This is a genomic window from Mycobacterium heidelbergense (assembly GCF_010730745.1).
In the GTDB taxonomy this organism is placed as follows: Bacteria; Actinomycetota; Actinomycetes; order Mycobacteriales; family Mycobacteriaceae; genus Mycobacterium; species Mycobacterium heidelbergense.
The window spans coordinates 1,075,005-1,101,292 of the sequence record NZ_AP022615.1 but is presented as its reverse complement, the minus strand read 5'-3'; the positions used below and the strand labels follow the sequence as shown (position 1 = coordinate 1,101,292).

The 26,288-nt window shown below is 70.8% G+C and carries 18 protein-coding genes and 1 pseudogene; 10 read left to right on the top strand and 9 right to left on the bottom strand.

Going from position 1 to position 26,288, the window contains the following annotated elements:
• Positions 1–12 precede the first annotated feature (12 nt).
• Complete coding sequence (locus tag G6N25_RS05165; RefSeq protein WP_083075106.1) at positions 13–288, top strand: type II toxin-antitoxin system Phd/YefM family antitoxin; 276 nt, start codon at positions 13–15, stop codon at positions 286–288.
• Positions 288–680 carry a type II toxin-antitoxin system VapC family toxin gene (locus tag G6N25_RS05160; protein ID WP_083075108.1) on the top strand — a complete coding sequence of 131 codons (393 nt, stop codon included), beginning with the start codon at positions 288–290 and terminating at the stop codon, positions 678–680. Before G6N25_RS05165 ends, G6N25_RS05160 begins: the two co-directional genes overlap by 1 nt.
• Before the next feature lie 117 nt (positions 681–797).
• Here the strand turns inward: G6N25_RS05160 and G6N25_RS24085 are convergent.
• Together G6N25_RS24085 and otsB are read right to left on the bottom strand one after the other, a co-directional pair.
• Positions 798–4,075 (bottom strand): annotated as a pseudogene (locus tag G6N25_RS24085) (PE family protein).
• Positions 4,076–4,195: 120 nt separating this feature from the next.
• The gene (otsB, locus tag G6N25_RS05150; RefSeq protein WP_083077372.1) at positions 4,196–5,359 is read right to left on the bottom strand and encodes a trehalose-phosphatase; all 1,164 of its coding nucleotides are present in this window, start codon (positions 5,357–5,359) and stop codon (positions 4,196–4,198) included.
• A gap of 604 nt (positions 5,360–5,963) precedes the next feature.
• Between otsB and G6N25_RS05145 the strand changes: the two genes are divergently transcribed.
• Entirely contained in the window at positions 5,964–6,299 is a 336-nt protein-coding gene (locus tag G6N25_RS05145; protein WP_083077370.1) for a hypothetical protein, read from the top strand.
• A gap of 130 nt (positions 6,300–6,429) precedes the next feature.
• Here the strand turns inward: G6N25_RS05145 and G6N25_RS05140 are convergent, their stop codons facing one another.
• Positions 6,430–7,797: a wax ester/triacylglycerol synthase family O-acyltransferase gene (locus G6N25_RS05140; protein WP_083077368.1), complete on the bottom strand. Its 1,368-nt coding sequence runs from the start codon at positions 7,795–7,797 to the stop codon at positions 6,430–6,432.
• Between the two features lie 166 nt (positions 7,798–7,963).
• Here G6N25_RS05140 and G6N25_RS05135 point away from each other — a divergent pair, with 166 nt between their 5' ends.
• The gene (locus G6N25_RS05135; protein WP_083077367.1) at positions 7,964–11,242 is read left to right on the top strand and encodes an error-prone DNA polymerase; all 3,279 of its coding nucleotides are present in this window, start codon (positions 7,964–7,966) and stop codon (positions 11,240–11,242) included.
• 79 nt (positions 11,243–11,321) lie between these two features.
• On the opposite strand, the gene G6N25_RS05130 is transcribed toward G6N25_RS05135, so the two are convergent.
• The gene (locus G6N25_RS05130; protein WP_083077365.1) at positions 11,322–11,732 is read right to left on the bottom strand and encodes a TIGR03667 family PPOX class F420-dependent oxidoreductase; all 411 of its coding nucleotides are present in this window, start codon (positions 11,730–11,732) and stop codon (positions 11,322–11,324) included.
• A gap of 23 nt (positions 11,733–11,755) precedes the next feature.
• On the opposite strand from G6N25_RS05130, the gene G6N25_RS05125 reads away from it, so the two are divergent.
• Positions 11,756–12,403 (top strand): nitroreductase family protein, encoded by a 648-nt coding sequence (locus G6N25_RS05125; protein ID WP_083077364.1) that lies wholly within the window; start codon positions 11,756–11,758, stop codon positions 12,401–12,403.
• A 274-nt stretch (positions 12,404–12,677) separates the two neighbouring features.
• Here the strand turns inward: G6N25_RS05125 and G6N25_RS05120 are convergent, their stop codons facing one another.
• The gene (locus tag G6N25_RS05120; protein WP_158084941.1) at positions 12,678–13,955 is read right to left on the bottom strand and encodes an IS110 family RNA-guided transposase; all 1,278 of its coding nucleotides are present in this window, start codon (positions 13,953–13,955) and stop codon (positions 12,678–12,680) included.
• A 184-nt stretch (positions 13,956–14,139) separates the two neighbouring features.
• A complete protein-coding gene (locus tag G6N25_RS05115) occupies positions 14,140–14,604 on the bottom strand; it encodes a tRNA (cytidine(34)-2'-O)-methyltransferase (RefSeq protein WP_083077361.1) in 465 nt (154 codons plus the stop codon).
• 241 nt (positions 14,605–14,845) lie between these two features.
• Here G6N25_RS05115 and G6N25_RS05110 point away from each other — a divergent pair, with 241 nt between their 5' ends.
• From G6N25_RS05110 to G6N25_RS05095, 4 genes are read left to right on the top strand one after another with little or no spacing between them, the layout of a single operon-like run.
• Entirely contained in the window at positions 14,846–17,623 is a 2,778-nt protein-coding gene (locus G6N25_RS05110) for a sensor histidine kinase (protein WP_142272881.1), read from the top strand.
• Positions 17,620–18,081, top strand: coding sequence for a roadblock/LC7 domain-containing protein (locus G6N25_RS05105; protein WP_083077359.1), 462 nt, complete (start codon positions 17,620–17,622; stop codon positions 18,079–18,081). The genes G6N25_RS05110 and G6N25_RS05105 overlap by 4 nt, the downstream gene beginning before the upstream one ends.
• A gap of 6 nt (positions 18,082–18,087) precedes the next feature.
• Positions 18,088–18,462, top strand: coding sequence for a DUF742 domain-containing protein (locus G6N25_RS05100; RefSeq protein WP_083077358.1), 375 nt, complete (start codon positions 18,088–18,090; stop codon positions 18,460–18,462).
• Positions 18,443–19,027 carry a GTP-binding protein gene (locus G6N25_RS05095; RefSeq protein ID WP_083077356.1) on the top strand — a complete coding sequence of 195 codons (585 nt, stop codon included), beginning with the start codon at positions 18,443–18,445 and terminating at the stop codon, positions 19,025–19,027. Before G6N25_RS05100 ends, G6N25_RS05095 begins: the two co-directional genes overlap by 20 nt.
• 20 nt (positions 19,028–19,047) lie before the next feature.
• On the opposite strand, the gene G6N25_RS05090 is transcribed toward G6N25_RS05095, so the two are convergent.
• The 3 genes from G6N25_RS05090 to G6N25_RS05080 are packed head-to-tail and all read right to left on the bottom strand — an operon-like array spanning position 19,048 to position 25,412.
• Complete coding sequence (locus tag G6N25_RS05090; RefSeq protein ID WP_083077354.1) at positions 19,048–21,456, bottom strand: ATP-binding cassette domain-containing protein; 2,409 nt, start codon at positions 21,454–21,456, stop codon at positions 19,048–19,050.
• A 36-nt stretch (positions 21,457–21,492) separates the two neighbouring features.
• Entirely contained in the window at positions 21,493–24,177 is a 2,685-nt protein-coding gene (locus tag G6N25_RS05085) for an FHA domain-containing protein (RefSeq protein WP_163672374.1), read from the bottom strand.
• A 29-nt stretch (positions 24,178–24,206) separates the two neighbouring features.
• Entirely contained in the window at positions 24,207–25,412 is a 1,206-nt protein-coding gene (locus tag G6N25_RS05080; protein ID WP_083076278.1) for an NADH:flavin oxidoreductase, read from the bottom strand.
• A gap of 26 nt (positions 25,413–25,438) precedes the next feature.
• On the opposite strand from G6N25_RS05080, the gene G6N25_RS05075 reads away from it, so the two are divergent.
• The gene (locus G6N25_RS05075; RefSeq protein ID WP_083076280.1) at positions 25,439–26,287 is read left to right on the top strand and encodes a bifunctional methylenetetrahydrofolate dehydrogenase/methenyltetrahydrofolate cyclohydrolase; all 849 of its coding nucleotides are present in this window, start codon (positions 25,439–25,441) and stop codon (positions 26,285–26,287) included.
• Position 26,288 lies beyond the last annotated feature (1 nt).

Below are 26,288 nucleotides of genomic sequence, written 5' to 3'. Positions count from 1 at the left end.
TACCGTTAGCACATGACTGCGGTGGGCGTGCGCGAGCTGCGGCAGCGGGCCAGCGAACTCCTCCGCCGCGTCGAGGCCGGAGAGACGATCGAGATCACCGACCGCGGTCGGCCCGTCGCCCTTCTTTCGCCGATGCCGGAAGCGGGCCCTTACGGGCAGATGCTTGCAAGCGGCGAAATACAGCGTGCCACAGTCGATTTCGATGACCTCCCCGATCCGATCGACCTCGAAGCGGGCGTCGAATTGCCGTCCGTGACACTTGCCCGTCTGCGTGAGCATGAGCGTTGATGGCGGCCATTTATCTCGACTCGTCCGCCATCGTCAAACTCGCGGTTCGTGAGCCGGAGTCGGACGCGCTGCGTCGGTACCTTCGCACCCACCGGCCCCGGGTGTCGAGCGCCCTGGCCCGGACGGAGGTCATGCGGGCTTTGCTGCGTCAGGGTGAATCAGCCCGGAAGGCCGGACGCCGGGCGCTGGCCGGCCTCGACCTGCTTCGCCTCGACAACCGGGTGCTCGATCTTGCCGGCGGGCTGCTGCCGTTCGACCTGCGCAGCCTCGATGCGATTCACCTGGCGACAGCGCAGCGGCTCGGCGCCGATCTTGGCCGGCTGTGTACCTACGACGACCGCATGCGCGACGCCGCCGAGGCGTTGGGCATGACGGTGATCGCCCTGTCCTGATCAGCCACCACAAAGGCGGTCTACTGGCCCGTTGAGTGTGCGCCTGAGGCGTCGAGTGTGAATCCTGGGCGGCGACACGCCGGGCAGTTGCCGCCCAGGATTCACACTGAAAGCGAACTAGGTCCCGTCGGCCCCGTGGGGGCCGGCGCCGCCGGATAGCTTCCCGCCGGTGCCGCCGGGGGCGCCGGCGCCGGGGGTGCCCGGGAGCGTGCCGACCCCGCCGTTACCGCCGGCGCCGGCGTTTCCGCCGTTGCCACCGGTTCCGCCGTTGCCGATGTACTGGGCATTGCCGCCGCCGGCGCCGTTTCCGCCGTCGGCGCCGTTGCTGGAGTTGCCGGCGGTACCGCCACTGGTACCACCGGCGGCGCCGCCGGTGCCACCGGACCCGCCGGCGCCGCCGCTACCGCCGCTGCCGGCATTGCCGATCACCCCGGCGTTCCCGCCGGCCCCACCGTCGCCGCCGGGGGCCGCGGTGCCCGCGTTGCCGCCGTTGGAGCCGACGGGCGGGTTCTCGTTGTCCTCGCCGCCCTGGCCACCGCCACCGGCGTCGCCTCCGGTGCCGCCGTGGCCGCCGCTACCGCCGCCGCCGAAGAGCCCGGAGGCGCTTCCGCCTGTACCTCCGGTACCGCCGGAACCGGCGGTACCGCCGTCGCCGCCCGGGCCGCTGTGGGTGGGGCTGCCACCGCCGCCTTGGCCGCCGGCGCCGGAATTGCCGCCGTTGCCGGCATTGCCGGCGTTGCCGCCGCTGCCGAAGAGGCCGGGTGCGCTCCCGCCGTTTCCGCCGTTTCCGCCTGTGCCACCGGTACCGCCGTTGCCGCCGGCACCGGCCGAAGTGGCGTTGTGGGCGCCGGAGCCGCCGACGCCACCAGCGCCGGCATTGCCCGCGGCGCCGCCGGCGCCGCCGTTGCCGCCGAACACGAGACCGCCCCGGCCGCCGGCGCCACCGTCGCCGCCGTTGCCACCGGCACCGCCGTCACCACCATTGATTGTGCTGCCGGTGCTCGTACGGTTGCCGGCGTTGCCCATGGCGCCGGCGCCGCCGTCGTTGCCAGCGCCGCCATTGCCGCCGTTGCCGTACAGCAGGCCGGCGTTGCCGCCGTTGCCGCCGTTCCCGCCGCTGCCACCGGCGCCGCCGAGTGCCCCGGTGCTCGTGGAGGTGTTGTTGTTGCCGGCTTGACCGAGCCCGCCCTGGCCGCCGGCGCCGCCGTTGCCCCACCACGCGGCGCTGCCGCCGTTGCCGCCGTTGCCGCCGCTGCCCGCGGTGCCGTTGTTGGTGGCGGTGCCATCGGTGGTGACGCCGCCGCCGCCGCCGGCCCCGCCGGCCCCGCCGTTGCCGATCCCCCGGGCGGCGCCGCCGGCGCCGCCGTTGCCGCCGGCCCCGGCGTGAGGCGTGTTACTGGCGGCGCCGGCGGTATTGCTGCCGCCAACCCCGCCGTTCCCGCCGGCCCCGCCGCTGCCGTAGAGCGAGCCGCCGGCGCCGCCGTTGCCGCCGTTGCCGGCGTCGCCGCTCAAGGTGGCGGAGCTTTGGGTGACGGTGCCGCCGGCGCCGCCGTTCCCGCCTGCCCCGCCGGCGCCGATCAGCCCGGCATTGCCGCCGGCCCCGCCGTTGGCGCCGGCCCCGGCGCCCATACCGATGCCGGTGTTGTTCCCGCCGGCGCCGCCGATTCCGCCGTTCCCGCCGCTGCCCAACAGCCACGCGCCGTGCCCGCCGCCGCCCCCGGCGCCGCCGTCGCCGCCGCTGCCGGTGGCCTGCTGGACACCGCCGCCCCCGCCGATCCCACCGGCGCCTCCGTTGCCATAAATCCACCCGGCGTTCCCGCCGGCCCCTCCGGTCCCGCCCGTGCCCGCGGTCCCGACGCTCGTGACGTCCCCGCCGGCCCCGGCGTTCCCGCCGGCCCCGCCATCACCGACCAGCAACCCGCCGGTTCCCCCGTTGCCGCCGTTGCCGCCATTGCCACCACCGGGGCCGCTGGAGCTGTCCTCCCCGCCGAGGCCCCCGGCGCCGCCCGTCCCGCCGGCGCCGAACAGCCCGGCGCGCCCGCCGGCGCCGCCGTTGCCGCCGAGCGCGGTGGTGGAGCTGTTCGCGCCCGCGCCGGCGTCGCCGCCGGTTCCGCCGTTGCCGGCCGTGCCATACAGCCACCCGGCGTTCCCGCCGGACCCGGCCGCCCCGCCGCTGCCGCCGGCCTGACTGGTCCCGTTTTGGCCGCCGCCGCTGAAGTCGCCGCCGCCGCCCCCACCGGCGCCGCCGTTGCCGCCCGTGGCGCCGGTGCCGCCGTTGCCGACCAGCCACCCGCCGTTGCCGCCGGCTCCCGCCGCCCCGCCGGCACCGGCCAGGCCGCCGTCGCCGCCGGTGCCGGCCCTTGGAATGCCGTTGTAGCTGCCGCCATTGCCGCCGTCGCCGCCGATGTTGCCGGCGCCGCCGTCGCCGCCGTTGCCGAACAGCCCGGCGCGACCGCCGGCCCCGCCGGCCCCGCCGGAACCGGCGTCGCCACCGGTGCCCCCGTTGGTGTTGCCGATGCCACCGATGCTGCCGGCAGCCCCGGCGCCCCCGTCCGCGCCGGCCCCGCCGTCGCCGCCGAGGCCGCCGTTGCCGTACAGCCACCCGCCGTTGCCGCCGGCGCCGCCGTTGCCGCCGTTGCCGCCGGCGGTGCCGGCTTCGCCGATGTTGACGCCCGCGGTGCCGGCCGCGCCCGCTCCGCCGGTCCCGCCGTCGCCGCCGTTACCCCAGAGCCCGGCGCTGCCGCCCGGTCCTCCAAAGCCGCCGGCGATTTCGTTGGTCGTGCCGTTGCCGCCGGCTCCGCCCGGGCCGCCGCTGCCGAACAGCCACCCGCCGTGGCCGCCGGCCCCGCCGTATCCGCCCGGCCCACCCGCCCGCCGGCCCCGCCATTGCCGATCAACCCCGCAGAGCCACCGGAACCGCCGGCCACTCCCAGGTTCGTGCTGTTCCCGCCGGCGCCGCCGCTGCCGTAGAGGATCCCTCCTGCGCCCCCGGCTTGTCCCACCCCGTTGACCGTCCCGCCGTTGGCGCCGTTGCCGATCAGCGGGCGGCCTAGCAGCGTCTCGGTGGGCGCGTTGATGACGCCGAGCAGGTCCTGCTCAAGAGTCTGCTGGGCGTTGGCGGCCTCGGTGCCGGCGTACGCGAGGCCGGCGCCGCTCAGCGCCTGGACGAATTGGTCGTGGTACGCCGCCGCCTGGGCGCCGACCGCCTGGTACGCCTGGCCGTACTCGCCGAACAGCGTCGAGATCGCCGTCGACACCTCGTCGGAGGCCGCCGCCTGGATCTGGGCCGTCGGACCCGCCACCGCCGCGTTCGCCGCGCCGATCGCCGATCTGATGCCGGCCAAGTCCGCTGCTGCCGACGCCACCATGTCCGGTGACGCGATGACAAATGACATGTCTGACCTCCCGAGTCGGCGCAAAGCTTAGCGTTGCTCAATACCAGATGTTCTGGAATTCGGCGCAGTTCGCAGGGTGTTGGCAGGAAAAGTCGCGGGTCAATGACCAAAGGTCACAAGTTAATTCACGTGGGCGTCACTTAGCCGCCGCGCCAGCCTTTCGGTGAATTCGGCGACCCGTGCGGGGCCGTCGAGGGCGAACAGTGCGGCGGTGGCACGGTCGCCGTCCTCGTTGTGCCGCACCAGGATTGGGATACCTTCTGGGCGCACCGCGTCGAACGCGTCCTCGTCGGTGATGTCGTCACCGACGTAGATCGGCACCAGCGGGCCCGGGTCGGTGTCATGCAGGTGGTCCATCACCCAGCGGAGGGTTTTCCCCTTGTCCCAGTCGATATCCGGGCGCAGCTCGACGACCTCGCGGCCGGTGGTCACCCGAAGCTCATCGCACCGACCCGCCTCGTGCACCGCCGCGGTCACCTCGCCGACGCGGTCGCGGGCGGCGTTGCGGTAGTGCACGGCAACGCCGAATCGCTTGTGCTCCACGAGGATTCCGGGAATCGATCCGAGCCGGTCGCGGAGCTCGGCGGCCGCCCGTTCGAGCACGGGTATGGCCGCCGCGGCGTCCTCGTTTTGGTGGTGTGTTCCATCGGGCGCGGTCAGCTCGAAACCGTGGCTGCCGGCATACCAGATGCCGGGCACGCCAAGCCGCCGCGTCACGTCGGCGAGGTCGCGGCCGGACAGCACCGCGACCGGGCAGCGCGCGGCCAACTTCCGCAGCGCCTCGACCGCGCCGGCGACCGGCCTTGCCGCGTCCGGGTCGTCGACGATGTCTGACAGGGTGCCGTCGAAGTCGAAGAACACCGCCGGCCGCCGGGCGGCCAGGTCGTCCAGGGCTTCCCATGCGTCGGGCAGCTGCGACATCCGGCGGTCCCCGGTGCGCACGGCGATCTCGTTCAGGTCGGCCACGACCGCGTCGGCGCCGGAGCGCCGCAAGCCGCCATTGGTCCGGTCGACGCCGACGACCAAGGCGAACCCACCGTCGCGCGCGGCCTCGACGCCCGCCGCGTCGACCGCGACGACGACGGCTCGGCCGGGCCGCACCGCCAGGCGATCGGCCGCCTCGATCAGGGCGTCGCGGCGGTTATCGCCGGGTGAAAAGACGCCGGTGCCGACGCCGGCGTCCCGGAGCTGCCGGACCAGCACCCTGGCAGGATCCAGCGCGGAGTCGAACAACACCGCGTCGTGGCGGCGCGGGTCGATGATGACCGGTTCCAACTTACGCATGACCAACCTTCCTCGCCTGAACACAGTCGCGGCGCAGGTGCCGGTAGTCACGGTAGTCAATTGCTGTGCGGACGTTTGATTTCTCTGTACCTGCGCGCGGCGCGGTGGAGTCTCCGGCGGACGTTCGTTCGAGCCGATGCGGCGGCACAGCCATGGGCAAGGTTCTCCTCGATGCCGTCCGAGTTGGGCGAGGTGGAGAGGGAAACCAGGGCGCAAGTTCGTTCGTCGTGAGTCCCCGTTACTGAGTCCACCCCGTTTTAGGGTCGGGTTTTTTGATCCGAATTCAGTTGATCTCGCAGACCATAGGGGTGTGCCTATATGCCGCAACGTGCTCGGTCGGCGTGCGGTAACCCAGAGCGGTGTGAACGCAGCCAGAGTGACGCCGCCAATCCGCGGCGTCGTAAACTGTCGAAAAGCGCGTCGTAAACCATTCGAAAAGACGGTTGTGCCCTCCCAGACTAGTGAGTCAATGCCCGGACTCGAGATTGTCCCCAGGAACGTCCGTTCGCTTACACCTCATTGCCGTGGTTCATCCACAAGTTCTGATCATCGCTTGGAATCGGCTGTATTGATTCAAAGTTTCTAGGTTTTTAGGGAGTCCGAAATGAAGCTCAAGGGTACTCGCCATGGCGCCGCGATATTGGGTTGCGCTGCGGTGTTTGTGTTTTCGACTGCGGTTGCCAGCGCTGATCCGCCTGACCCGCACAAGCCCGACATGACAAAGGGCTACTGCCCGGGTGGTCGATGGGGTTGGGGTGAATTGGCCGTGTGTGACGGCGAGAAGTACCCCGACGGGTCGTTTTGGCACCAGTGGATGAAAACCTGGATGGTCGGCCCTCAGTTCTACTACGACTGCGTCGGCGGCGACGAACCCCTCCCGGGCCCGCCACCGCCTGGTGGCTGCGACGGCGCGATCCCGCCCGGGCAGCCCGCAACCTGACCTCGGCGGGCCGCCGCTGGCCCGACCAGATCAGGCCGTACGCCCGAAATGCTTGTTGGCGAACCGATTCCGATCGCCGACGCATCGGGTCGAATGGCATCGAATGGGAATGGACACCGGCGATCGCCCGTCAGCACCGCCCTGGTGCGGTCACCGCGGACGCCCGCCCCCGTTGGGCTCCACCGGTAAGTGCGCGCGAGGCTCGCTTGCGGGGGCCGTTTTTCGTGAACAGCAGCACGGAGTCTCGGCTCAGCGCTTCCAGGCGCGCCATTCCCAGTTCGATACCAGCGGCAAGGCGCTCGATGTCGGACGCGGCGCGGTAGTCGGCGGTGATGCCGAATACCAGCTCATCGCCATAGCTGAGCACCGCGACCCCGGTGCTCAGCTGCAGGCTGGTCGGCGGGATCGGCAGCAAGCGCTCCACCGTCTGGCCCATCAGCCGCAGCCGATGGCGTGGCCCCGGCGCGTTGGCGGCCAGAGTCACGACACCGCTTTGCGGTAGCCGGATCAACAGTTGAAGTGCCTTGGCGCACAACACGAACGGCGGAAAGTCGGCGGCCCTGCTCCGGGGCTGCGTCTGGTTCAGCCCGCCATGCACCGCCCGCAGTCGCTGAATCGGATCGTGGTGCTCGACGGGCAGATACGGCAGGGTAGCCGAGCGCGGCGGCGCCAGGGTGCGCAGTGAGTCCGAACGGGGCTGTTCGCCGCGACGCAGCAGCATCTCCCGGAAGCCTTCGGTGACGACGGCGAGCGCAACGTCGTTGGCGCCGACGCCGAACTTATGACATACGCGGTCGACCTCGGCCAGTGGCGCGCGCACCGTGCTGTATCGCCGCATGGCGGTGGTCGGACGGACAGGGCGCGATGCTGGCCAGATCACCCCGATGGCGGTTGCGGCGTTTCCGGCCGTGCCGGTGACCGCGCGTGCCGCGACCCCGGCAGTGACCGCGGCGGCCCGCCCCAGGGCGTCGGCCCAGCCGGCCTGCCGGGCTGATGGTGGCGAAACACGCTCGGCGCCAACGTGACTGGCGAATGCGTCGCCGTCGGCTTCGTCGCAGAGCCTGGCGAGCAGGTGGGTGGCGGAGTTGCCGTCGGCCAGGCCGTGGTGGATCTTCATCAGGATCGCCCACCGGTTGCCCTTCAGGCCCTCGATGACCCAGCACTCCCACGGCGGGCGGTCCGGGTCCAGGGGACGTTCCAGCGCGTGGGCGATGACGCGGGACAGCCCGGCGTCGTCGCCCGGGCGCGGAATCGCCACCCGGCGCACGTGATGGGTGAGGTCGAACTCCGGATAGTCGACCCACTCGAGGTCCTGTGTCCGCAGCACCTGAGTGCACCGCGGAATCGGCCGAATCCGTTCCGCCAAACGCCCTTTCAGAAGCTCGTGATCGGGTGCGGTGCCGTTGACGATGGCGACCGCGCCGATCGCCAGGCTCGCCTGCCGATCGGCATCTTGAGCCTTGAGAAAAGCCGTATCCAGTGTCTTCACCTGCGCCATGCTCAGCCCCCACCGTCGATTTTCGCCCCTGTACCAGTATCTGCGCGGCACCTTATGCGCGGGTAGCTCCGCAGCGTTAAGAGCTTGTTTAGGAGTTGAAGATCCGTTTAACAACCGTTGTCCTGGCCCGTGGTTTAATCGAACAAACATTCGATAGACTGTGGGTGTGGGCTGGTCTAACGGGCCGCCGAGTTGGGCGGAAATGGAGCGGGTGCTCGACAGCAAGCCGCGCCATGCCGGCGCGCCGGAGCTCCCGGAAGACGGCCCCCTGTCGCGCAGGCGGGCCGCGTACCACCCGCCGGACGACGCCCGGCCGGCCCGCTCGTCCGTCGCCTATGCCGAGCTGCACGCGCATTCGGCGTTCAGCTTCCTCGACGGGGCCAGCACGCCGGAGGAGCTGGTCGAGGAGGCCGCCCGGCTGGGCCTGCGCGCCCTGGCGCTGACCGACCACGACGGCCTGTACGGGGCGGTGCGGTTCGCCGAGGCGGCCGCCGAACTCGACCTGCGCACCGTGTTCGGCGCGGAACTGTCGCTGGGCGGCGAGGCCCGCACCGAGCGGCCCGATCCGGCCGGCCCGCACCTGCTGGTGCTGGCCCGCGGCCCCGAGGGGTACCGGCGGCTGTCGCGGCAGCTGGCCGCGGCGCACCTGGCCGGCGGGGAGAAGGGCAAGCCCCGCTACGACGTCGACGCGCTGACCGAGGCCGCGGGCGGGCACTGGCACGTCCTGACCGGGTGCCGCAAAGGCAGTGTGCGCCAAGCGCTTTCCGAGGGTGGTCCGGACGCGGCGGAGCGGGCGCTGGCCGACCTGGTGGACCGGTTCGGCGCCGATCGGGTCAGCGTCGAGCTGACCCAGCACGGGCAGCCGCTCGACGACGAGCGCAACGCGGCGCTGGCCGCCCTCGCACCGCGCTTCGGCGTCGGCGTCGTCGCCACCACCGGGGCGCATTTCGCGGGGCCGTCGCGGCGCCGGCTGGCGATGGCGATGGGCGCCATCCGGGCCCGGCAGTCCCTGGACTCCGCCGCCGGGTGGCTGGCCCCGCTAGGCGGCTCGCACCTGCGGTCCGGTGAGGAGATGGCCCGGCTGTTCGCGCAGCGGCCCGACGCGGTGACCGCCGCCGCCGAACTCGGCGAGCGGTGTGCGTTCGGGCTCGACCTCATCGCGCCGCAGCTGCCGCCGTTCGACGTGCCCGACGGGCACACCGAGGACAGCTGGCTGCGGCACTTGGCCATGGCGGGTGCGCGCGACCGCTACGGAACGCCCGAGAGCGCCCCCGGAGCGTACACCCAGATCGAGCATGAGCTGAAAGTCATTGCGCAGCTGACGTTTCCAGGATACTTCCTGGTGGTGCACGACATCGCCCGGTTCTGCCGAGACAACAACATCCTGTGCCAGGGCAGGGGATCGGCGGCCAATTCCGCCGTCTGCTACGCCCTCGGCGTCACCGCGGTGGATCCGGTGGACAACGGGCTATTGTTCGAGCGCTTCCTGTCGCCCGACCGCGACGGGCCGCCCGACATCGACATCGACATCGAGTCGGACCAACGGGAAAAGGTCATCCAGTACGTCTACGACAAATACGGTCGCGACTACGCCGCCCAGGTCGCCAACGTCATCACCTACCGGTCGCGGATCGCGGTGCGCGACATGGCCCGTGCCCTGGGCTTCTCGCAGGGGCAGCAGGACGCGTGGAGCAAGCAGATCGGCCACTGGAACGGGTCGGCCGATTCACCGGAAATCGAGGGCATTCCCGAGCCGGTGATCGATTTGGCGACCCAGATCCGGAATCTACCGCGGCACATGGGCATTCACTCCGGTGGCATGGTGATCTGCGACCGCCCGATCGCCGACGTGTGCCCGGTGGAGTGGGCGCGCATGGCCAACCGCAGCGTCCTGCAGTGGGACAAAGACGATTGCGCGGCAATCGGTTTGGTGAAGTTCGACCTGCTCGGGCTGGGCATGCTCTCGGCGCTGCACTACATGATCGACCTGCTGGCCGAACACAAGGGCATCGAGGTGGACCTGGCCAAGCTGGACCTCTCCGAGCCTGCGGTGTACGAGATGTTACAGCGCGCCGATTCCGTCGGCGTGTTCCAGGTGGAGTCGCGCGCGCAGATGGCCACCCTGCCCAGGCTCAGGCCGCGGGAGTTCTACGACCTGGTGGTCGAGGTCGCGCTGATCCGGCCCGGCCCCATCCAGGGCGGGTCGGTGCACCCCTACATCCGGCGGCGCAACAAACTCGACAAGGTCGAGTGCGAACACCCGTCCATGGAACCGGCGCTGCTAAAGACGTTGGGAGTCCCGCTCTTTCAGGAACAGTTGATGCAGCTCGCGGTCGACTGCGCCGGCTTCACCGCGGCCGAGGCCGACCAGCTGCGCCGCGCCGTGGGCTCCAAGCGCTCGGCCGAACGCATGCGCCGGCTGCGCGGCCGGTTCTACGATGGCATGCGCAGGCTGCACGGCGCCCCCGACGAGGTGATCCACCGGATCTACGAAAAGCTGGAGGCCTTCGCCAATTTCGGCTTCCCCGAAAGCCATGCGCTGAGTTTCGCGTCGCTGGTGTTCTACTCGTCGTGGTTCAAGCTGCATCACCCGGCGGCGTTCTGCGCCGCTTTATTGCGCGCCCAGCCGATGGGCTTCTATTCGCCGCAGTCGCTGGTGGCCGACGCGCGCCGGCACGGGGTCACGGTGCGCGGGCCGGACGTCAACGCCAGCCTGGCGCACGCCACCCTCGAGAACGCCGGGACGGAGGTCCGCCTCGGCCTGGGCACCGTCCGCCACATCGGTGACGACCTCGCGCAGCGGCTGGTCGAGGAGCGAAAGGCCAACGGCCCGTTCGCCTCCCTGCTGGACCTGACGTGCCGGCTGCAGCTTTCCGTGCCGCAGACCGAGGCGTTGGCGACGGCCGGGGCACTGGGCTGCTTCGGCATGTCGCGGCGGGAGGCGCTGTGGGCGGCCGGGGCGGCCGCGACCCAACGCCCGGACCGGCTGCCCGGGGTGGGGTCGTCGTCGCACATCCCGGAGCTGCCGGGGATGAGCGGGCTGGAGCTGGCCGCCGCCGACGTGTGGGCCACCGGCGTCTCCCCGGACAGCTATCCGACGCAGTTCCTGCGGGCCGACCTGGACGCGCTGGGCGTGGTGCCCGCCGGGAAGCTGCTCGGCGTGCCCGACGGCGACCGCGTGCTGATCGCCGGAGCGGTCACCCACCGGCAGCGGCCCGGGACGGCCCAGGGGGTGACGTTTCTCAACCTCGAGGACGAGACCGGGATGGTCAACGTGCTCTGCACGCCGGGGGTGTGGGCGCGGCATCGCAAGCTGGCGAACACGGCGCCGGCGCTGCTGATCCGCGGGCAGGTCCAAAACGCCAGCGGCGCAATCACCGTCGTCGCCGAGCGGCTGGGCCGCATTTCCCTGAGGGTCGGCTCGAAGTCCCGCGACTTCCGTTGACTCCGCCGCGCCGAGCGTGCGCAGAATGCCAACAATCCTCGGCGTGTCGTGTGCAAACACGCACGCTCGGCGAGAAGAGCTAGCCCGTGGGCGTCGTCCACACCTTGGTCGGGGTGATCGTCAGCCGGGTGCTGTAGGAGCCCATCGCCTCGGTCAGGCCGAATCTCTCGGCTTCCTCGCCGTACTTCGCCCAGTACGGCTCGTCCTTCCGGCAGTCGACGTCGGTGGCGTCCACCGCCGCGATGCCGGCGATGACGATGATTCCGCCGCCGTTGCCGTCGGAATCCAGGTTCAGGCTCACCTGGGGGCGCGCCTTGATGTGGGCGACCTTGGCCGCCCGCGGCTGGGAATACACCGTCAGCCCGGTGCCGTCAAAGTAGAACCAGACCAGCCGCGGGACCGGTTGCCCGGACTTGGCGACGGTGGTTAGCCACCCGTAGTGGTCGGACGTGAGCCTGCTGGAAATCTCTTGTGTCAGTTCGACGCTCATGAGGGCAAATGTAGTCTCCACACATGACCCTCAACCTGTCCGTCGACGAAGTACTGACCACTACCCGCTCGGTCCGCAAACGCCTCGACTTCGACCGGCCGGTGGGCCGCGACGTGCTGATGGAATGCCTCGAATTGGCGCTGCAGGCGCCCACCGGTTCTAACGCGCAGGGCTGGCAATGGGTGTTCGTCGAGGACGCCGGCAAGAAGAAGGCGATCGCCGACATCTACCTGGCCAACGCCCGCGGCTACCTCAGCCTGCCCTCGCCGGAATACGCCGAGGGGGACACGCGTGGCGAGCGGATGGGCAAGGTCCGCGATTCCGCGACCTATCTCGCCGAGCACATGCACGAGGCGCCGGTCCTGCTGATTCCCTGCCTGGAGGGTCGCGTGGAGCGGGCGCCGCTGGGGCTGAGCGCGTCGTTCTGGGCGTCGCTGTTCCCGGCGGTCTGGAGCTTCTGCCTGGCGCTGCGCTCGCGGGGGCTGGGCACCTGCTGGACGACGCTGCACCTGCTGGACGACGGCGAAAAGCGGGCGGCCGAGGTGCTGGGCATCCCGTACGACACGTACAGCCAGGGCGGGCTGTTCCCGATCGCCTACACCAAGGGCACCGACTTTCGGCCGGCCAAGCGGCTGCCCGCCGAGCGGGTCACGCACTGGAACGCCTGGTAACCAGCGTGTGCTCGAAGGTGCGCAAAATGCCGGCAACGCCCGGCGCGTCGTGTACAGACACCTCCGTAAGTGGTTTTTGTCAAGGGTTGGGGTGGCCTGCCTGGTCCTGGTCTCGACGTAGTTCGTCAAACGGGTTTGGTGTCCCAACTGCGTGCAACCGAGTTTGGTGAGGACCGGGCGGGGCCTGCTCATGGTGTCTGGCGAGGTCATTTGGTGATGCCTCGGGCGCGCGTGGAGCTTGGCCCCAACCGGGGGTTATTCGGTGGGTTCCTCCTTAGGCAGCGGTGGGCAGGTCGGTGGCACCGGCGATGGTGGCGTCCCAGTGCACGCAGCCGGTGGCGATGACATGGATCCAGCGCAGCAGCGCGGCGGCGATGGCGGCTCGGGCCTGTCCGTCGGTGAGCCGATTGTGTGGGCGGGTAGTCAGATAGCGGTAGCGGGCGGCCATGACCGGGTTGTGCTGGATGGCGCCCCACGCCGCGCGCCAGGCGGCCAGCCGCAGCCGAGGCCGGCCGCGTCGGGAAATCCGCGATCGGCCCTGAAAGGTGCCGCTGGCGTTCTCACGCGGGCACAGCCCGGCGTGTTTGACCAGCGCGCGGGGGCTGTCAAAACGGGCCGGGTCGCCGGTTTCGGCCAAGATAGCCGCCGCCCCGACCGCACTGAGGCCGGGAATACTGGTCAGGTAGTCGGTCAGGCCCAGCTCATCGAGCACCTCGACCATGCAGGTCTGCACCTGGGCCAGGCGGGTTTTGGTCCACCGCCAGTCAGCCAAAACCCCGCGAGCGCGTTCGAGTGCACCGCGGCGCTGGGTCATCACCCCGACCGGGTCGATCAACGCCACAAACATCGCCTCGATGATGCGCCGGCGTCGCCGCTGGGCGCCCCAACGGGGCAATTCACGGATGACCGCGGCCTCAAACCGGGCCAGACCCCACCGAGCCAGCCGCTGCGGGTGGCCCTCACAGCGCTCCAACACCACGGCCAACCCCGCACACCAATTAGCCGCATCAAAGGGTTTGGACGCAGCTTCCAACACAGCGGGCCAAGCGCACTCGAGCAGATCACGCAACTGCTGCACGCACGCGGTGGCCTCGGTAACTAGCCGCTCGCGGCGCGCCCCCAACTGGCGCAGCCGCGCCCAGGTTTCCTCAGCACATTCCGGGACATAACAGTGCAACTGGGCCACCAACCGCGCGATCAGCATCGCATCTTTGTCATCGCTTTTGTCCCGGGTGTAGTCCTCGGCCTCTCGAGCCCGTCCCACCAGCATCGGGTTCACACACACCAGCGTTATACCCCGTTGGACAGCAATCTGATTCACCACCATCCAGCGATGCCCGGTCGGCTCACAACCCACCGTCACACCAACGAACCCGCATCTCTCGGCAACACCACGCGCCCAGTCCAGCACCGGACCCAACTCCCAGGCCCTGGCCTTGACCGTCTTACGCGCCAGCACCTGCGAATCATGACCACACACCACCACGGCCTGCTTCTTATCGGCCAGATCAATACCCACGATCGCGTTGCCGACCGCAACCAACTCACGCAACCGCGCCAACTTGGCATTACGGCGCTTATCACCACGCGACAAACCACTACCCTGACTCATAACGTCCTCCTGGATGTCTTTGGGACTCGAACCCGTCAACGACACCAGGAGGACGTCTTCAACCTCTTCACCAACACACGACATAGCTCTCTTACTACGCACGCTCGCGGAGCCGAGCGGGCCGCTAGACCGCTCCGGCGTAGCCGTGCTGGCGCCAGGCCTCGTACACGGCGATCGCCGCGGCGTTGGACAGGTTCAGCGAGCGCCGGCCCGCCAGCATGGGGATGCGCACCCGCTCGGTGATGTGCGCGTCGGCCAGGGTCGCCGCGTCCAGCCCGTCGGGCTCCGGCCCGAACATCAACACGTCGCCGGCCCGGTAGTCGACGTCGGCAAACGACATGGTCGCGTGCGAGGTGAACGCGACCACCCGCGCGGGCGCCAGCGCGTCCCACGCGGCCTGCAGCGACGCGTGCACGGTGACCGAGGCGAGGTCGTGATAGTCCAGGCCGGCCCGCCGCAGCTTGGGTTCGGACAGGTCGAAGCCCAGCGGCTCGACCAGATGCAATTCGGCGCCCGTGGCGGCCGCCGTCCGGATGGCGTTGCCCGTGTTGGGCGCGATGCGCGGGGTGTAGAACAACAGCCGGAACATCAGCCGATCATGGCAAAGCCGATCGTTTGCCAGACTTGCGCACCGGTGTAGCGGCCCGGCTTGGAGGGCTCTGCCTACTCAGTAGGAACTGTGGAGTCCTCGGCCGCGGGCTGGCATACTCGTCGGATTGCCAGGCGTTTATCGCTCGCGCCATCTGCGCGGGGCAGTTGCGAAATAAAGCAGGAAGTCTCATGAGCCTCTCGTTTCTCCGAGCGCCGGCCGGGCTCCCGGCCGCGAACCCGTGACCATGTTCACCCGCCCGGCCACTCCGGTCGAGGCGGTCCCACCCGAGTTCACGGAGGCCCCGGTCGCCGCGGCGGCGCCGGCCAAACGCCCGCCGGCCTGGTCGCCGAGCAACTGGCCGGTCCGCTACAAGGTCCTGGCGATCGTGCTGGTCCCGCTGATTTTGGCGACGGTTTTCGGCGGGCTGCGCGTCAGGGACGCGATGGCCAACTCGGGCGGCCTCAAGCTGGCCGCCGCCCGCGCCGACGCGCTGCCGGCGATCACCAAATACATGTCGGCACTGGACGTCGCATTGCTGGCCGGCTCCACCGGGCGTGACCTCGAGGGCGCGAAGAAGAACTACGCGGCGCGCAAGTACGAGCTGCAGACGCGGCTGGCGGACACCGACGTGACCCCCGACGTCCGATCGGGAGTGAGCACCCTGCTGAACGGCGGGCAGGGGCTGCTGGACAAGGTGGCCGACAACAGCATCGGTTTGCGGAACCGGGTGACCACCTACGCCCCGATCCTGCTGACGGCCGAGGACGTCGTCAACGCCTCGGTGCGCGTCGACGACGAGCGGATCCGCGCCGAGGCGCAGGGCCTGAGCCGGGCGGTCGGGGCGCGCGGGCAGATGACGATGCAGGAAATCCTGGTGACCCGCGGCGCCGACCTTCCGGAGCCGCAACTGCGGACCTCGATGATCACCCTGGCGGGCACCGAACCGTCGACGCTGTTCGGGATGAGCGAAGTGCTGGGTGCCGGGTCGCCCGAGGCCAAGACGCTGCAGCAGCAAATGGTGACCCGGATGGCGATCATGTCCGACCCGGCCAGCGTCCTTGTCGACAACCCCGAGCTGCTGCGCTCGATCCAGACCACCGACGGGATCGCCGAGCTGGTCGTCACCGACGCCACCGCGTCGGTGACGAAGGCGGTGCACGCCACGGCGGACGCCCGCCGCGACGCCGCGATCCTCGACACCGCCCTGGTGCTGGCCGCCATCGTGATCGCGCTCGGCGTCGTGCTGCTGGTGGCGCGCGCGCTGGTGCGGCCGCTGCGCCTCCTGCGCGACGGCGCGCTCCGGGTCGCCCACACCGACCTCGAGGAGGAGGTGGCGCGCGTCAAAGCCGGTGGCGCCGAACCGATTCCGCGGCCGTTGCCGGTGTACACCACCGAGGAGATCGGCCAGGTCGCCCACGCGGTCGACGAGCTGCACACGCAGGCCCTGCTGCTCGCCGGCGACGAGGCGCGGCTGCGGCTGCTGGTCAACGACATGTTCGAGACCATGTCGCGGCGCAGCCGCTCGCTGGTCGACCAGCAGCTGGCGCTGATCGACCGGCTGGAGCGCAACGAGGAGGATCCCGAGCGCCTCGACAACCTGTTCCGGCTGGATCACCTGGCGGCCCGGCTGCGCCGCAACAGCGCCAACCTGCTGGTGCTCGCGGGCGCACAGCTCGCCCGCGACCAGCGTGAGCCGGTGCCGCTGTCGACCGTGATCAACGCCGCGGTGTCCGAGGTCGAGGATTACCGCCGGGTGGAGATCGCCGGCCTGCCCGACTGCTCGCTGATCGGCGCGGCGGCCGGCGGTGTCATCCACCTGTTCGCCGAGCTGATCGACAACGCCCTGCGCTACTCGCCGCCGACGACCACCGTGCGCGTCTCCGCGGCGCGCGGCGGCGACGCCGGGGTGGTGCTGCGGATTTCCGACTCCGGCTTGGGCATGAACGACGCGGACCGGCGCATGGCCAACATGCGGCTGCGGGCCGGCGGCGAGGTCACCCCCGATAACGCCCGCCACATGGGTCTTTTCGTGGTGGGCCGGATCGCCGCCCGGCACGGCATCCGGGTCGGGCTGCGCGGGCCGGCCGCCAACGAGGCGGGCTCCGGGACGACCGCCGAGATCTACCTGCCGCCGACGGTGCTCGAGGGCGTGACGGCGGCCCCCGAGCAGCGCGGCGGCCGGGGACGGGCGGTGTCGTCGCCCAGCGCCAAACTCGCCAGCGCGATCGCCGCGCCGGCGGCCGCCGACGAGCACGCCCCCGGGGTCGAGTCGGCAAACCAGAACGGTTGGGAGAAGCCGGGACCCGCGGTCACGCTGTTGCCGCGCCGCAGCCCGGGTTCCAGCGGCATCACCGACGTTCCCGCCCCGCCCGCCGAGCACGAACCCCGGCGGCACCGGCGCGAGCTCGCCACTCCGTGGTGGGAGAGCGGGCCGAGCGAACAAGCGCCGGAGCCGGCACCGGAACCACCCAAGCCCGCGGCCGTCTCGGACACGTCGGCGTTCTTCTCCGCGCGTTCGCGGGGCGCTACCGAACGGGCCGAAGGCCCGCCGGCCCGGCCCGCGGGTCCCGCTGCCGGAGAATCGATCCCGGCCATTCCCGAAGGCCCGAAGGCCCCCACGGCGCCCGCCGATGACGACGTGATCTACCGGCGGATGCTCGCGGAGATGCTCGGCGATCCGCACGACCTGGTCAACAGCCCCGACCTGGATTGGCAGTCGGTGTGGGACCGCGGGTGGTCGTTGGCCGCGGCCGCCGAGGACAAGCCCGTCGAGTCGCACACCGCCGAGCACGGGCTGCCGGTCCGCACGCCCGGCGCCCGGCTGGTGCCCGGCGCGGCCAACGTGGTAGGCCTTGTCGGGCAGGACAACGGCGCCCATTCCGGCCGGCAGCCGCAGCACGCGGCCGCGGGGCGCGACCCCGAGGCGGTGCGCGCCTCCTTCAGCAGCCATTTCGGTGGCGTGCGCTCCGCACGGTCGCATGCGCGCGAGACGAGTGAGGGAACTGATCAGGGATGACGTCTGCTGGCAACTCGCTGGACTGGTTGGTGACGAAGTTCGCCCGCGAGGTCCCGGGGGTGGCGCACGCGTTGCTGGTCTCCGTCGACGGGCTGCCGGTCGCCGCCAGTGAGCATCTCCCGCGCGAACGCGCCGATCAGCTGGCCGCGGTCGCCTCCGGGCTGGCCAGCCTCGCGACCGGCGCCGCGCAGCTGTTCGAGGGCGGCCAGGTGCTGCAGTCGGTGGTCGAGATGCAGAACGGCTACCTGTTGTTGATGCGCGTCGGCGACGGCTCGCACCTGGCGACGTTGGCCGTCACGTCCTGCGACATCGGCCAGATCGGCTACGAGATGGCCATCCTCGTCGAACGGGTGGGCGGCGTGGTGCAGTCCACCCGCCGACCCGCCGTAGAGCACTCGCCACATCGCTCGGCTCCTCCTCACGCCGCCACGCGGCCTGCATCGTCGCCGAGCCCGTGAGCCGCGATGGACAGACGCGAGCCGTGGCCGGCCTCCCGTGAGGCGAACCTGGTCCGTCCGTACACCCTGACGTCCGGGCGGACCGACACCGACGTCGACCTTCCCCTGGAAGCGCCGATACAGACGCTGCGGGCGGGCCTGGATCATCGCTGGCCGGCCGACGACGCGAGAGGCAAGATCATCCACCTGTGCGCGGGCAGCCCGTCGGTCGCGGAAATCTCGGCCCGGCTGGATTTGCCGGTCGGCGTCGCGCGCGTCCTGGTCGGCGATCTGGTGCTGTCCGGTTACCTTCGGGTGCACAGGACCTTGACCGAGCGTTCCACCCGCGACGAGCGCCACGAACTCATAGGAAGGACACTGCGTGGTCTTAAGGCACTCTGAGGCGCACCCTGCCGGCGCCCACGCTTCGACGAAGATCGTCATCGCGGGCGGGTTCGGCGTCGGCAAGACCACCTTCGTCGGGGCGGTCTCGGAGATCATGCCGTTGCGCACCGAGGCGATGCTCACCGACGCCTCGACCGGCGTCGACACGCTCGAGGCCACCCCGGACAAAAAGACCACCACGGTCGCGATGGACTTCGGCCGCATCACCCTGGACGAGGAGCTGGTGCTCTACCTGTTCGGCACCCCGGGCCAGCGCCGGTTCTGGTTCATGTGGGACGACCTGGTGCGCGGCGCCATCGGCGCGATCGTCCTGGTGGACTGCCGGCGCCTGGAGGACAGCTTCGCCGCGGTCGATTTCTTCGAGCACCGCAACCTGCCGTTCCTGATCGCGGTCAACGAGTTCGACGGCGCGCCACGCTATCCCGTGGGCGCGGTGCGCGAGGCGCTGACCCTGCCCGCCCACATCCCGGTGATCACCGTCGACGCCCGCGACCGCAGGTCGGCCACCGACGCGCTCATCGCGGTCAGCGAATACGCGCTGGAATCCCTGGCCGCGAGCTGACCCGCCTGGACGGCTGAGGCTCAGCGCTTGAGCCGGATGCGCCACCGCACGACGGCGGCATAGACCACCGACAGCGCGGCGAGCATCCCCATGTCGAGCAGCCACGCGCCGCGCGTGTGCGACCAGTGGCCGTCCCCGGGGATGAGCGAACCGGGCACCAGGGCCCGCACATTCACCGTCGACGCCGCCGCCGCGTACCCCCAGCGCGACGGCACCAGCCAGGACAGCTGGTCGAGGAAGATCCGGTTGGTCACCGGGACCATGCCACCGGCCAGCACCAGCTGCAGCATGAGCGACACCACCAGCAGCGGCATGATCTGCTCGTGGGAGCGTGCGAGCGACGACAGCACCAACCCCAGGATCGCCGAGGCCACGCAGGTCGCGGCGACGGTAACGAACAGCTCGAAGCTGGCGTTGCCGAGCAGCACGGCCGGCTGGGTGGGCGTGCCCTTGCCGGCCAGCACGATGGCCGTCGCGATCGCCGCCTGGGTGATCGCGAACGCGCAAAATACCGTGAGCTTGGCGCCCAGGTAGGCCCCCGCGGAGAGGCCGACGGCCTGCTCGCGCCGGAAGATGGCGCGCTCGCCGACGAGGTCGCGGATCGTCAGCGCGGTGCCCATGAAGACGGCCGCGAGGGACATCAGGATCAGGATCTGCGCGGACTCGTCGGGCGTTCCGCTGGTCGGTGCGGCGACGCCGAACCCGGTGTTCCCGGGCACGGTCAGCGACAGCGCGCCCAGGATGAAGGGCAACAGCGCCAGGAACGCGAAATAGGCGCGGTCGGAGACGACCAGCCGGACCTGGCGGCGGGCGACCGTGGAGAACTGCCGGCGCAGGCTGGTGCGCGCCGGGACGCCGAGGTCGGCCGGCGCCGCCTCCGGGGGCGCCGATCTGTCCGGGGCTTCCCGTCGGGCCCGGAAGCGGCGGTTGGCCTCGTCGGGGTCGGCGCCCACCTTCGCGAAGACCTGGGCCCAGTTGGTGGTGCCCATGGCCGCGCCGATCTGGCCGGGCGGCCCCAGGAACGCGGTCTTGCCGCCGGGCGCCAGCAGCAGCACCTGATCGCAGACGTCGAGGTAGGTCAGCGAGTGGGTGACGACCAGCACGACGCGCCCGGCGTCGGCCAGTTGCCGCAGCATGGTCATGACCTGCAGGTCCAGCGCGGGGTCCAGGCCGGTGGTCGGCTCGTCGAGGATCAGCAGCGACGGCCCGGTGAGCAGCTCGAGCGCCACCGACGCGCGTTTGCGCTGGCCGCCGGACAGCTTGTCGACGCGGGTGCCGGCGTGCTCGGTCAGCCCCAGCTCGTCGAGCACCTGGGCGACGACCTGCTCGCGGTCGGCCTTGCTGGTGTCGGGCGGCAGCCGCAGCTCGGCGGCGTAGCCGAGGGCCTGGTTGACGGTCAGCTGGCGGTGCACGACGTCGTCCTGGGGGACCATGCCGATCCTGCTGCGCAGCGACGCGTACTCGCGGTGGATGTTGTGGCCCTCGAACGTGACCGAGCCGGCGGTGGGGGTGGCGTACCCGGCGATCAGCCGCGACAGCGTGGTCTTGCCGGCGCCGGACCCGCCGATGATCGCGGTCAGCGTGCCGGGCCGGGCGGTCAGCGAGACCCCGTCCAGCAGGTTCTTCCCGTCGATGCTGAAGTCGACCTCGCGCACCTCCAGGCCGCCGGTGCGCGCCGCCACCTCCTGGCGGCACGCCAGGGTGCCGCCGGAGAACACCAGGTCGACGTTGCCGATGGTGACCACGTCGCCCTCGGCCAGCACCGCGGATCCGACCCTGATCCCGTTGACGAAGGTCCCGTTGATGCTGTGCGCGTCGCGGATCTCGGCGCCGACCGGCGTCGGGGTCAGGAACGCGTGATGGCGCGATGCCAGCACGTCGTGGACGACGATGTCGTTCTCCAGCGCCCGACCGATCCAGGCGGCGCGCGTCGCCGACGGCCTGCGCCCGGATTCGGGCCCCGGGGCCTTGACCCTGGTGGTCGGGAACTCCGCCACCTCGCCGCTCACGCCGATCTGGGTGGGCGGGTTCAGGTCCGGCGGCGGCCCCGTCCCGCCCCGCGGGACGATCGGGACGGCGGTGGTGCGCTGCACGTCGTCGGGCCGGTATGCCCGCGGCGGGGCGCCGGGTTGATGTCCGATTCCGAAGGTGATCCGCGGTCCGTCGGGCCGGCCCATGGTGATGGTCTGGCCGTCGCGGATGTCGACCCTCGGCACCCGCCGGCCGTCGAGGAAGACCCCGTTCAGCGAGTTGTTGTCGACCGCGATCCACCTACCGTCGTCGAAACGCAGCAGCAGATGGGCGCGGGCGACCAGCGGGTGCGCCACGCGCAGATCGGCGCGCAGGTCGCTGCCGACGACCACGTCGCGGCCCGCCGCGAAGTTACCTTCCGATCGGTCCGACCGCACCGTCAGCACGGGAGGATCCATCAGACCAGGCTAGAGGTCGCCTCGCCGCGCGTCGGGTCAGTGCCGTTTGAGCCGGATATGCCATCGGACGAAGCCGGCGTAGCCGATCGACAGCACCGCGAGCATGGCCATGTCGAACAGCAGGATGTGTTTGGAGTGCTGCCACAGCGGGTCGTTGGTCGGGATCTGTTTGACTTTCACCAGCGCCGGAAAGTCGATCGACGACGCGCCCGCGGCGTAGCCCCAGCGCCCGGGCGTCAGCCAGGCGAGCTGCTCCAGACCCAAACGCTGGTAGACCGGGATCATCCCGCCGGAGAGCACCAGCTGCGACATGATCGACACCACCAACATCGGCGTGATCTGCTCGTTGGACTGCGCCAAGGCCGACAGCAGCAGGCCGAGGATCGCCGACGCGATGCAGGTGGCGGCGACGGTGAGGAACAGCGAGAAGGTGGGATTGCCGAAGAATAGGGCGGGCTGGGTGGGGGCGCCCTTGCCGAGCCGCACGATGATCGTCGCCACCGCGGCCTGGCCGGTCGCGAAGACGCAGAAGACGGCGATCTTGGCCAGCAGGTAGGCGGTGGTGGACAGGCCGACGGCCTGCTCCCTGCGGAAGATGGCGCGCTCGCCGATGAGGTCACGGATGGTCAGCGCGGTGCCCATGAAGACGGCGCCGATGTTCAGCAGCACCATGATGTACTGCGGCTGGGTGGGCGCGGGTCCGAGCGGGTCGGCCGGGCCGAGGCCGGGGTGGGGGCCCTTCACGGTCAGCGACAGCGCGCCGATGAGGAAGGGCAGCACCGCCAGGAAGATGGTGTAGCCACGGTCGGATATGACGAGCCGGACCTGGCGGCGGGCGATCGTGGACAGCTGCCGCAGCAAGGCGGTTTGCGGCGGCTCGCCCAGGTCGGCGGGACTCTGGGGGGACGGCGCCTGCGACGCCTGCTGGTCGCGCTCCTTGAAACGGCGGTTGGCCTCGTCGGGATCGGCGCCCACCTTGGCGAAGATGTCGGCCCAATTGCGGGTTCCCATGGCGGCCTCGACCTGGTCCGGCGGGCCGTTGAACGCGGTCTTGCCGCCGGGGGCGATCAGCAGGATTTGATCGCACACGTCCAGGTAGGACACCGAGTGGGTCACCACCAGCACCACGCGGCCCGCGTCGGCGAGCTGGCGCAGCATCAGCATGACCTGGCGATCCAGCGCCGGGTCCAGACCGGAGGTCGGCTCGTCGAGGAGCAGCAGCGAGGGCTGGGTCAGCAGCTCCAGCGCCACCGAGGCCCGTTTGCGCTGGCCGCCGGACAGCTTGTCGACCCGGGTGTTGGCGTGCTGGGTCATGTCGAGTTCCTCGAGCACCTGGGCGACGATCTGGGCCCGTTCCTCTTTGCTGGTGTCGGGTGGCAGCCTGAGTTCGGCGGCGTAGCCCAGGGCCTGGTTGACGGTCAGCTGGCGGTGCACGACGTCGTCCTGCGGGACCATCCCGATCCTGCTGCGCATGGACGCGTACTCGGCGTGGATGTTGTGACCCTCGAAACTCACCGTGCCCGCCGTGGGGCTGGTGTATCCGGCGATGAGCCGCGACAGCGTGGTCTTGCCGGCGCCGGACCCGCCGATGATCGCGGTCAGCGTGCCGGGCCGCGCGGTCAGCGAGATGTGGTCGAGCAGTTGCTTGCCGTGGTCCACCTCGAAGCAGACGGAGTTGACCTCCAGGCCGCCGGTGCGCGTGGCGGCTTCCGTGCGGCGGACCAGGGTGTCGCGGGTGAAGACGAGGTCGACGTTGCCGATGGTGACCACGTCGCCCTCGGTCAGCACCGCGGATCCGACCCGGACGCCGTTGACGAAGGTCCCGTTGACGCTGTGCGCGTCGCGGATCTCGGTGCCCAGCGGGGTCTGGGTCAAAAACGCGTGATGGCGTGACGCCAGGACGTCCTGGATGACGATGTCGTTGTCGGTCGCGCGGCCGATCGTGACCGCGCCGGACGGCTTCTGCAGCGCCCCGGAGCGAGAGGGCAACAACGCCTGGAACATCTTCGTCGCCAGGTTCGCCACCTCCGGCGGCTTGGCGACGCTGGGCGACGCCCGGGTGTGCGGCGCCGCCTGCGGGGACTCCACGGAACCCGCGCCGGCCATCTGCGGGTGGAAATTGGGTGGCGGCGGTGGCGGCGCGCTGGTCGGATACGCGGGTGGCCGCCCGCCGCCGCTGGTCGGGTACACGGGCGGTCCCGGCGGCTGGGGTGGGCCGGGGTGCGGCCGCCGCAACGGCGGCGCGGCCCACGCCGGCTGGCGCCCGGGGGGCACGGGCGGCGGCGCCGGCGGGGCGGCGACGGGGGGACCCGGTTGGCCCGAGGTCTGTGAGGCCGGCCACGCCCCCGCCGCGTGGGCCGCCACGGGGATGCCCATCGACTCGGTCCGGGGCGGGCGCCCCGCCATCCCTTGGTGGCGGCCGACTTCGAAGGTCAGCAGCGGCCCGTCGGGATTTCCGATGTTGATGCTCTGGCCGTCGTGGATGTCGATCACCGGCACCCGGCGCCCGTTGACGAAGGTCCCGTTGAGCGAACCGTTGTCGATCGCCAGCCACCGACCCTGGTCGTAGCGCAGCAACAGATGGGCGCGCGAAATCAGCGGGTGCGTGATGCGCATGTCGGCCCGGAGGTCCCGCCCGACCACCACGTCGTGACCCGCTGCGAAGGTGCGCTCCGACCCGTCACTACGAACGGTTAACGTCGGCGGGACTGGTGCAGTCATTGCCACAACTGTAGCTTGTAGAACCTTTTTTACCCGGCAGCGTCGGGCGCGCCGGTGACCACGCAGCGGGTGCGGCTGTAGATCGTGGGCATGCACCGATTGCAGTGCGTGCACGCCGAATGCACGCTGTGCGCGGCGCCGTCGGCGGCGATCCGGTTGATCAGGTCGGGCTCGGCCAGCAAAGCCCGGGCCATCGCGACGAACTGGAATCCCTCCGCCATCGCCAGGTCCATCGTGTCCCGGTTGGTGATGCCGCCGAGCAGGATCAGCGGCATCGTCAGCTCGGCGCGAAACAGCTTGGCGTCGCGCAAGAGATAGGCCTCGCGGTAGGGGTACTCGCGAAGGAACTTTTTGCCCGTCATGCGCATGCCCCAGCGCAGCGGCGGCTTGAACGCGCCGGCGAACTCCTTGATCGGTGCGTCGCCGCGGAACAGATACATCGGGTTGACCAGCGAGCTGCCCGCGGTGAGTTCGATCGCGTCCAGCCCGCCGTCGTCCTGCAGCCATGTGGCGGTGGTCAGCGATTCCTCGGTGCTGATGCCGCCGCGGACACCGTCGGCCATGTTGAGCTTGGCGGTGACCGCGATCCGGGCCCCCTCTTCGTCGACGGCGCGCCTCACCGCCATGACCAGGCCGCGGGCCACCTTCGCCCTGTTCTGCAGCGAACCGCCGAACTCGTCGTTGCGACGATTGATCAGCGGTGACAGGAACGCGCTCGCCAAATAGTTGTGGCCCAAATGGATTTCGACCGCATCGAAGCCGGCCTCGATGGCCAGCCGGGCGGCGTTGGCGTGCGCTTCCATCACGTCGTCGATGTCGTCGCGGGTCGCCTTCCTGGCGAACCGCATCCCGATCGGGTTGAAGAACCGCACCGGCGCCAGCGCGGTGGCCCTGTTGGACCTGGCGTTGGCCACCGGGCCGGCGTGGCCGATCTGGGCGCTCACCGCCGCGCCCTCGGCGTGGATCGCGTCGGTGAGCCGCCGCAACCCGGGCACCGCCTCCGGGCGCATCCACAGTCCGTTGCCCTCGGTGCGCCCGCCGGGGGAGACGGCGCAGTAGGCGACGGTCGTCATGCCCACCCCGCCGGCGGCCGGCAGCCGGTGGTACTCGATCAGGTCGTCGGTCACCAGCGCGTCGGGGGTGCGCGCCTCGAACGTCGCGGCCTTGATGATGCGGTTGCGCAGCGTTACCGGACCCAGCGTGGCCGGGCTGAACACATCCGGGGCGGTAGACATGACAGGAGCGTGCCAGACTGTCAGGCGTGGGCGCAATCACACTGGACGGCAAGGCCACCCGCGACGAGATCTTCGTTGACCTGAAGGAGCGGGTCGCGGCCTTGACCGCGGCGGGTCGCACGCCCGGGCTGGGCACCATCCTGGTCGGTGACGACCCGGGCTCGCAGGCCTACGTCCGTGGCAAGCACGCCGACTGCGCGAAGGTCGGCATCACGTCGATACGCCGCGACCTGCCCGCCGACATCACCACGGCCGCGCTCAACGAGACGATCGACGAGCTGAATGCCAACCCCGAGTGCACCGGCTACATCGTGCAGTTGCCGCTGCCGAAGCACCTGGACGAGAACGCGGCGCTGGAGCGTGTCGACCCGGACAAGGACGCCGACGGGTTGCACCCGACGAACCTGGGCCGGCTGGTGCTGATGGAGCCGGCGCCGCTACCGTGCACCGCGCGCGGCATCGTGCACCTGCTGCGCCGCTACGAGGTCGAGATCGCCGGGGCGCACGTGGTGATCATCGGCCGGGGTGTGACGGTCGGCCGCCCGCTGGGGCTGCTGCTGACCCGCCGTTCGGAGAACGCGACGGTAACGTTGTGCCACACGGGAACTCGCGACCTGCCGGCGTTGACCAGGCAGGCCGACATCGTCGTGGCGGCCGTCGGTGTCCCGCATCTGCTGACCGCCGACATGGTGCGCCCCGGCGCCGCCGTCGTCGACGTGGGCGTCAGCCGCACCGAGAACGGACTCGTCGGCGATGTGCATCCTGACGTGTGGGAGGTGGCCGGGCACGTGTCGCCGAATCCCGGTGGCGTCGGCCCGCTTACCCGCGCGTTCCTCCTGACCAACGTCGTCGAGCTGGCCGAGGGACGGCGATAAG

Bases quoted from the DNA above. Each gene is read 5' to 3' on its own strand.
- G6N25_RS05115 (WP_083077361.1), bottom strand. From the start codon at position 14,604: ATGTTCCGGCTGTTGTTCTACACCCCGCGCATCGCGCCCAACACGGGC.
- G6N25_RS05160 (WP_083075108.1), top strand. From the start codon at position 288: ATGGCGGCCATTTATCTCGACTCGTCCGCCATCGTCAAACTCGCGGTT.
- G6N25_RS05085 (WP_163672374.1), bottom strand. From the start codon at position 24,177: ATGACTGCACCAGTCCCGCCGACGTTAACCGTTCGTAGTGACGGGTCG.
- otsB (WP_083077372.1), bottom strand. From the start codon at position 5,359: ATGCGTAAGTTGGAACCGGTCATCATCGACCCGCGCCGCCACGACGCG.
- G6N25_RS05165 (WP_083075106.1), top strand. From the start codon at position 13: ATGACTGCGGTGGGCGTGCGCGAGCTGCGGCAGCGGGCCAGCGAACTC.
- G6N25_RS05080 (WP_083076278.1), bottom strand. From the start codon at position 25,412: ATGTCTACCGCCCCGGATGTGTTCAGCCCGGCCACGCTGGGTCCGGTA.
- G6N25_RS05100 (WP_083077358.1), top strand. From the start codon at position 18,088: ATGGACAGACGCGAGCCGTGGCCGGCCTCCCGTGAGGCGAACCTGGTC.
- G6N25_RS05125 (WP_083077364.1), top strand. From the start codon at position 11,756: ATGACCCTCAACCTGTCCGTCGACGAAGTACTGACCACTACCCGCTCG.
- G6N25_RS05090 (WP_083077354.1), bottom strand. From the start codon at position 21,456: ATGGATCCTCCCGTGCTGACGGTGCGGTCGGACCGATCGGAAGGTAAC.
- G6N25_RS05145 (WP_083077370.1), top strand. From the start codon at position 5,964: ATGAAGCTCAAGGGTACTCGCCATGGCGCCGCGATATTGGGTTGCGCT.
- G6N25_RS05140 (WP_083077368.1), bottom strand. From the start codon at position 7,797: ATGGCGCAGGTGAAGACACTGGATACGGCTTTTCTCAAGGCTCAAGAT.
- G6N25_RS05105 (WP_083077359.1), top strand. From the start codon at position 17,620: ATGACGTCTGCTGGCAACTCGCTGGACTGGTTGGTGACGAAGTTCGCC.
- G6N25_RS05130 (WP_083077365.1), bottom strand. From the start codon at position 11,732: ATGAGCGTCGAACTGACACAAGAGATTTCCAGCAGGCTCACGTCCGAC.